The organism is Caldicoprobacter algeriensis (genome assembly GCF_023838525.1).
Taxonomy (GTDB): Bacteria; Bacillota; Clostridia; order Caldicoprobacterales; family Caldicoprobacteraceae; genus Caldicoprobacter; species Caldicoprobacter algeriensis.
The window spans coordinates 1-3430 of record NZ_JAHUQD010000036.1 but is presented as its reverse complement, the minus strand read 5'-3'; the positions used below and the strand labels follow the sequence as shown (position 1 = coordinate 3430).

At 38.1% G+C, this 3430-nt stretch carries 5 protein-coding genes; all 5 read left to right on the top strand.

The window, feature by feature from the left end; all coding sequences use genetic code 11:
- Window positions 1–212: 212 nt before the first annotated feature.
- The 5 genes from KVG29_RS12265 to KVG29_RS12245 all read left to right on the top strand — a co-directional run bounded on the left by KVG29_RS12265 (window position 213) and on the right by KVG29_RS12245 (window position 3182).
- Window positions 213–620, top strand: coding sequence for a hypothetical protein (locus KVG29_RS12265; RefSeq protein WP_252228711.1), 408 nt, complete (start codon window positions 213–215; stop codon window positions 618–620).
- Between the two features lie 311 nt (window positions 621–931).
- Window positions 932–1702, top strand: a complete 771-nt coding sequence (locus KVG29_RS12260; protein ID WP_252228710.1) for a coiled-coil domain-containing protein — start codon at window positions 932–934, stop codon at window positions 1700–1702.
- 439 nt (window positions 1703–2141) lie between these two features.
- Window positions 2142–2591 (top strand): nucleotidyltransferase family protein, encoded by a 450-nt coding sequence (locus tag KVG29_RS12255; protein WP_252228709.1) that lies wholly within the window; start codon window positions 2142–2144, stop codon window positions 2589–2591.
- Entirely contained in the window at window positions 2588–2941 is a 354-nt protein-coding gene (locus tag KVG29_RS12250) for a HepT-like ribonuclease domain-containing protein (RefSeq protein ID WP_252228708.1), read from the top strand. Before KVG29_RS12255 ends, KVG29_RS12250 begins: the two co-directional genes overlap by 4 nt.
- On the top strand, window positions 2931–3182 hold the full coding sequence (locus KVG29_RS12245) for a restriction endonuclease subunit S domain-containing protein (protein ID WP_252228707.1): 252 nt from the start codon (window positions 2931–2933) through the stop codon (window positions 3180–3182). The genes KVG29_RS12250 and KVG29_RS12245 overlap by 11 nt, the downstream gene beginning before the upstream one ends.
- The last annotated feature ends 248 nt before the right edge of the window (window positions 3183–3430 follow it).

The following is a 3430-nucleotide window of genomic DNA, read 5'->3' as shown; positions in this document are numbered from 1 at the left end:
TTATATCCATTCACAATCACCCCTGCATCTTTCTACAGGGGATATATATTCGACAAAAAATCCAAAAATCCTTTTGGTAATATATGTAATTTAATTACCTGTTTTTGACATGCGGAGACTCGGTTAATAATAACAGTGATATTAATAATAATTTTAACAACAACATTAAAGAGTACAACTGCTTAAAAGAGGGTAAGGCACGTAAAGAAAACGTGCCTAATACTGACAAAAATGTTGTTGTTGTAAAAAAGGACCGAAAAAAGAAAAACACATCAGCAGACTATAAAATCGATGAAAAAATAAAGTACTTTAAACAAAAAATTGAAGAAGTGACCGGAGAGGTAGTGGTTGAAGAGTTTTTGAAGGAGTTTTTAAAGGAACCAGGGGCTGATGTAAAGCTTGAACACGCACTAAAAGTTTACGGTGAGATAAGCCGTGTCATACTTACGGCAAACGATATACAAAACCCTGTTGGGCTTTTGTTTTACATAGCCAGGAACAATGTACAGCCACCGAAGGGGAAACGTACAGATGCAACTCGTACACGCAGCAGCTTTAATAATTTTGAACAGCACGAATATTCGGCGGAAGAATTGGAAAGCCTTTTTGAATCTTTTTAATTAAAAGGGGGAATGACCGACCGTGAGATGTAAACATAAGTAAACCATGTAAACAATTTGTTAATCCTTGACTAATATATGTTTACATTTTGAGGCCGTATGATATAATAATACCAAACAACAAAGAAAGGGACGAGAGTTTGTTAACTACCTACCGCTTAAAGAAGCGGGGCTTGTGAGCAAGTCCTGGTTGACTAGCCTCAGCCGCATATGGTGCATGTAATCCCAAAGGCTGGGAAACCACTGTTAGAAAGGAGGGAAGAGCGCATCTCTCTCCATCTTCTTCAAAATAGAGTCTTCTGCGCTCGTATATGATGACGGATACCACATGGAGTGTGAGGATATCGGCGGAACTGAAGGAAAAAATATCGCAGCTGTTAGAAAAAACAGGCATGACTTCCAAGGATCTTATAGCCGATATGGTGCATATATATGTGCTGAACAAAGCACGAGAGGTACTGCCAACAGCGGAGTCCGACATACGCGAACTACAGGAACTGACCAGACGCATTAGCGCCATATTTGTCAACCTGGTAGAGCGGATAAAAATAGAGGGCGAGCTAACGCAGAAAGAATGGCAGAGCCGTCTGGCAGAAAAAGAAGCAGAGCTGGATAAATATAAAGTCCAGCTGCAGGAACTTCAAAAAGCAGTGCAGGAGCTGGAGGAAGAGAAAAAGATACTTATTGCGGCAAAACAAGAGATAGAGAAAAAGCTGGCCGCTGCAGCTGAAATGAACACTACTTTAAAAAGTCTTGTGAATGAGTATAAAGAAAAGAACAGCGCACTGCAGGCTGAAGTCAAAAAACTTACTATATACGCAGAAGAAAACGAGAGTTTGCGGCGAGAGTTGGCACGCATAACAGAAGAGAACAAATATCTTGCAGCGAAAATCAAAGAAACAACGGAGCAACTAGAATGGGCTAAACAAGAAAAAGAAACTGAACTGGAGAAAGCCAGGCTGGAAAAAGATTGCGCAGTGCTTGCCGTCAGGAGCGAATATGAAAAAAAGGTAAACGCACTGCTTGAGCAGAAATTTGCAGAATATCTGAAATCACAGCTGCAGGGCGAGAAAGGGGTATAATAGATGCTGACAGCCTCCGGATTGTCTATAAGGCTTATTAAACAGCCGATGAGTTGTTTTTTTCAGAAATTCCACGGCTCTAGATGAGGAGTGTCAACTTCAGGAGTGTTTCAGCTATATACTGCTCCAAAACATCTTTGCTTTTCTTTAAGAAGCGAAAAAATGGAAATGATCTGAGGATCACAAAAAGATATGTGTATTATATTAAAAGATATGGTATTATATAAATTGAAAATAATGGCTTTGACTTGGGAGCAGCAAGGAAACCAATATAAGAATAATCTACCAGAGGCTTTAAAGAAAAGAATAATATGGAAATAAAAAGGGATAATTTCAGATAAGTGGTTTAGAATAGGTTCAGAACCTGATAAGCAAAAGTACTTTGTTATTGAAATTAAAACAATAAGGGAGAATGACTATTATCTAAACGCCAACTGTTATGCACCATTATTTAGAATACGAAGATCCGTTAACGCTTATAGAAGAGCTTATTTCCAAACAGGAGGAAATATTGGAGGGGATAAGAAAACTTAAAGAACCTATAGGTGGTGAAAATATGAAAGAATTACACCGATTAAAAAGAAATGAACAGCAAGTGAAAACATTAGAGGATATTATAAAAGTTTTAAAAGCACACGGCAAAGAAGTGGCAGAAAAATATGGAATAAAGAACATAAGAATTTTTGGCTCTTATACGGAAGGAAAACAAAGGGAAACAAGCGATCTTGATTTGATAGTTGTTTTTGAAAAAACACCTTCTCTTATTGAACTTGTGCGGATTGAAGAAGAGCTTGGAAAGATGGTTGGTGTAAAAGTGGATTTACTAACAGAAGAAGCGATAAGTCCATTTATAAAACCTTACGTAAGGGAAGTTGAGGTATTACCATGAAAAAGGTTGAACCTTATCTTAAACACATTTTACAGGAGTGTAAGTTTCTTATAGAAAAGTCTGAGGGCTTAGAGTATGAGGAGTTTGTTAATGACCCTGTGTTGATGCGGGCTTTTGTCAGGAGTCTGGAAATAATCGGTGAAGCGGTGAAAAACATCCCTCAGGATTTCAGAGAAAGATATTCTGAAATTCCGTGGAAAGAAATAGCAGGAATGCGAGACAAACTTATCCATGAGTATTTTGGAGTAAATTACAAAATTGTATGGAAAACCGTTAAGGAAGACATCCCATGGTTTATGGAGCAGATTAAGCAATTAATGGAGAAAGAGGGATGGAACCATGAACTTTGAAAATCTGCCAGAGAGCTGGAAGGTCGTGAGACTGGGAAGGGTGGCGGAAATTTATGATAATTTAAGAGTACCCGTAAATAGTAAAGAAAGAGAAAGACGAAAGGCAAAAGCAAAAAAGCTATATCCCTACTATGGTGCTAATGGACAAGTTGATTGGATAGATGATTATATATTTGATGGGGAATATCTGCTGGTAGCAGGAGATGGTGGTTTCTGGGGGAGTTTTGAACGATCGTCTTAAATCTCTAAATTGCAATATTAAATGCAACACTGCCCGTGTCAAGATTTAGTAGCTACCTTTCAAGGAACTGTGCGGAGTAGAAGTGTCTGCTGAGCTGGTAAGCAAAATAACAGAGAGGATAGCAGCCATGAGGAGTAAATTTTTTAACAATACCATATAATAACATTTTGCCTTAATTTTCTATGTTAAATATTTCCAGTATATTTCTCTCTCTTTTACGCCAAAAAGACCGGCTAAGGTTCATCCTC